Consider the following 3,539-nt stretch of genomic DNA (forward strand, 5'->3'; position numbering starts at 1 on the left):
AATGTATCCCTTGCTAACGAGAAAAGTTACAAGTTTATCAGTTCTAATTTATTGGTTAATTTAGACAAAAATCTAATTTATTTTAAGCTGAATAAAGGATTGGTTTTCGATATCGTTACCCTCACAAATGAAGTGTTAGAAATTAGATTGAATCAAGACTTAAGTACAAAAATTCAATAATAGTAGAAGATGCAGTTGCAAAGTTTAAAGGACAGAACCTCGTTCAACGGAAATAAAGAGAAGCAAAAGTTTCAGAATTTACAAAAGTTGATTGTAGAACTTAAAAAGCGCAACTTGTCAGACGAATTAATAGCCGTTTTAAATAAGGAGATTGAATTACTTAACGGAATAGGAAATCATCCAAGGGTTTTCAAAAAGCAACTGCGCGTATCTCAAAATAAAATTCTTTCCAAACTTGAGCGCAAAGCGAAAATTGTAACCAAACATCACTATAGAAACATGTGGCTGGCGCTAGGGTTAGCCGTGTTTGGAGTTCCCATAGGTTTAATACTTTCAAATATTTTGGATAATTCAGGCCTAATTGGAATAGGTTTTCCTTTTGGGATGTTTATCGGAATCGTGTTGGGGAATCAGATGGATAAAAAGGCTGCGGTAAAAGGAAATCAGATAGATATCGTAATGTTATAATGGAAAGAAAAGTAGTCCTGTATATATCCTCGTCACTAGATGGTTTTATAGCAAAGCCAAATGATGACCTCAGTTTTTTAAACCCCATGACGGAGGAAGGTGAGGATTATGGTTATGCAGATTTTACACGTCAAATCGATACCGTTATTGTAGGTAGAAAAACCTATGATTGGGTGGTGAAAGAAGTGGGGTTTTTTCCGCACAAAGACAAAGAAAGCTATGTTATTACTACCCAAGAAAAACCTCAAGAAGGTTTAACACATTTTTATAACGGAGACTTAACAACCTTGATTCAATCCCTTAAGGCAAAAGAAGGGAAGAATATTTATTGTGATGGTGGAGCTCAACTGGTTAACAGTCTCCTGAAAGCCGATTTATTGGATGAAATAATTCTTTCAATTATTCCTGTAACCTTGGGAGAAGGTGTGTCCTTATTTGAAAACGAAATTCCAGAACGTCGTCTTGAGTTGAAGGCAACGAAAGCTTTTAAAACAGGTTTAGTTCAATTGCACTATCAAGTCAATAAGTAGTGTAATTAAGGTTCGTTTTATCGATGTAATTCTGGTCTTTTCTTTACAATTTCTGCATATCTTTTCTTTCGAGACTCTGAAAGGATAAAAACTATTATCTTTCGCTTTTAATCCTAAACAAAACACAGTGAATTTAGCAATAGATTGGAAGGTGGATGCACAATTAATTGATGGATGGAGTACGCCTAACTTATATGGTCTCCTTTTCGTAACTGGATTATTTCTTGGCTTCTTTGTGGTTAAACGCATGTTTAAAAAAGAAGGTATTCCTGACGAACAGTTGGATAAGTTGTTGATGTATATGGTACTTGCTACCATCATTGGAGCGCGTTTAGGTCATGTTCTCTTTTATGGGCCGTACTGGGATGGTATGCATCCAGATGGGTATTTGCAAGAAGGATACTTTTCACATCCCTTGAATATACTTAAAGTGTGGGAAGGTGGTTTGGCCAGTCACGGTGGCGCAATTGCCATTTTAATCGCTTTGTTCATTTACAGTAAAAAAGTGTCTAAGAAACCAATGTTGTGGATTTTAGATAGAATTGTTGCACCGATTGCGATAGCCGGATGCTTTATTCGTTTGGGGAACTTGGTGAACCATGAAATTGTAGGGATTCCTACAGATTTACCTTGGGGGTTTATTTTTAACAATGAATCAGCTAGTTTAATGATAGATCAAAATGGCGATGGGATTAGAGAACACGTTCCACGTCATCCAGCTCAATTGTACGAAGCAATTTCTTACATCTTCATATTTATGGTATTGATGTTTATGTATTGGAAGACCAATGCCAAAGAAAAATTAGGATTGATGTTTTCAGTTTTCTTGATTTTATTGTTTGGAGCAAGATTCTTGGTCGAAATCGTGAAAGTAGGTCAGGCCGATAGAGATGCAGGTATGATTTTAAATACAGGCCAATGGCTGTCTGTCCCATTTATTATTTTAGGGGTAGGCTTATTCATTTGGGTCAACAAAAGAAAAACAACAGAATAATATTAAAACCACTCTTCGGGGTGGTTTTCAACTTTAGTAAACCTTTGAGGAGGACGTAAAATTAGAGTGATGAATAGAATTAAAGAATTATTTAAGATAGAATATCCGCTGATTCAGGCGGGAATGATTTGGTGTTCGGGATGGGAATTAGCTTCGGCTGTTTCTAATGCTGGTGGACTCGGAATTATTGGTTCGGGAAGTATGTATCCTGAAATTTTAGAAGAGCACGTGGTGAAATGTAAAGCGGCAACAGATAAACCTTTTGCGGTCAACTTACCCATGCTTTACCCTGATATTGACAAACACATTGAAACGATTATTAAACACAAAGTGCCCATTGTTTTTACTTCGGCAGGAAACCCTAAAACCTACACTTCTTATTTAAAAGAACATGGAATCACGGTAGTACACGTTGTGTCTAGTGTGAAGTTTGCTCAAAAAGCAGAGGCAGCGGGAGTAGATGCAGTTGTAGCCGAAGGTTTTGAAGCTGGAGGCCATAATGGTAGGGATGAAACGACAACCCTTTGTTTAATTCCTATGGTCAAAGAAGCCATTAATATTCCCTTAATTGCTGCAGGAGGAATAGGAACGGGGAAAGGAATGTTGGCAGCCATGACCCTGGGAGCTGATGCCGTTCAAATCGGTAGTAGGTTTGTAGCGTCGGAAGAATCGTCTGCCCATCAAAAATTTAAGCAAACTGTAGTAGATGCTGCTGAGGGTAGCACCATGTTAACCTTGAAGGAGATTACACCCGTACGTTTGATTAAAAATGAATTCTACCAAAAAGTAGAAAAGGCCTATGAAGCTTGTAATTCACCTGAACAATTGAAAGATTTATTAGGGAGAGGAAGAGCCAAAAAGGGAATGTTTGAAGGTGATTTGGTGGAAGGTGAGTTAGAGATAGGACAAATATCTGGACTGATTCACGAGGTAATGCCCGCTGCAGAAATAGTAAAAGAAATTATAGAAGAATATAAAAGTTCAATTGCAGCCATGCAAACGGATAAATTTCAATTTTAATCGATGATAGAATATCACAAATTTGAGTTAGAGAATAAGTTGAGGGTGATTTTTCATAGGGATGTAACAACTCCTATGGCTGTGGTAAACACGATTTATGATGTGGGTGCTAGAGACGAAGACGCCAACAAAACGGGCTTTGCCCATTTATTTGAACATTTGATGTTCGGTGGTTCGGCAAATATCCCAGACTTTGATGGACCCTTGCAAAGAGCCGGAGGGGAAAGTAATGCATTTACCAGTAATGATGTAACCAATTATTACGACGTCATTCCTGCTCAGAATATAGAAACTGCATTATGGCTAGAGAGCGATAGAATGTTGAATTTAGCCTTTACAGATAAATC

6 protein-coding genes are annotated in these 3,539 nt (G+C 37.4%); all 6 read left to right on the top strand.

Annotated elements, in window-relative coordinates:
* The coding region (locus tag AC22ZQ_RS13380) for a hypothetical protein (protein ID WP_318959268.1) at nt 1-180 on the top strand (180 nt) is incomplete at its 5' end.
* A gap of 9 nt (nt 181-189) precedes the next feature.
* Nucleotides 190-648, top strand: a complete 459-nt coding sequence (locus AC22ZQ_RS13385; protein WP_318959269.1) for a hypothetical protein — start codon at nt 190-192, stop codon at nt 646-648.
* Nucleotides 648-1,178, top strand: coding sequence for a dihydrofolate reductase family protein (locus tag AC22ZQ_RS13390; RefSeq protein WP_318959270.1), 531 nt, complete (start codon nt 648-650; stop codon nt 1,176-1,178). The genes AC22ZQ_RS13385 and AC22ZQ_RS13390 overlap by 1 nt, the downstream gene beginning before the upstream one ends.
* A gap of 127 nt (nt 1,179-1,305) precedes the next feature.
* Nucleotides 1,306-2,172, top strand: coding sequence for a prolipoprotein diacylglyceryl transferase (gene lgt, locus AC22ZQ_RS13395; RefSeq protein ID WP_318959271.1), 867 nt, complete (start codon nt 1,306-1,308; stop codon nt 2,170-2,172).
* A gap of 66 nt (nt 2,173-2,238) precedes the next feature.
* Complete coding sequence (locus AC22ZQ_RS13400) at nt 2,239-3,192, top strand: NAD(P)H-dependent flavin oxidoreductase (protein ID WP_318959272.1); 954 nt, start codon at nt 2,239-2,241, stop codon at nt 3,190-3,192.
* A gap of 3 nt (nt 3,193-3,195) precedes the next feature.
* On the top strand, nt 3,196-3,539 hold a 344-nt coding region (locus AC22ZQ_RS13405), incomplete at its 3' end, for a M16 family metallopeptidase (protein ID WP_318959273.1).

The sequence above is a fragment of the Lishizhenia sp. genome (assembly GCF_057456495.1).

Bases quoted from the DNA above. Each gene is read 5' to 3' on its own strand.
- AC22ZQ_RS13390 (WP_318959270.1), top strand. From the start codon at position 648: ATGGAAAGAAAAGTAGTCCTGTATATATCCTCGTCACTAGATGGTTTT.
- AC22ZQ_RS13385 (WP_318959269.1), top strand. From the start codon at position 190: ATGCAGTTGCAAAGTTTAAAGGACAGAACCTCGTTCAACGGAAATAAA.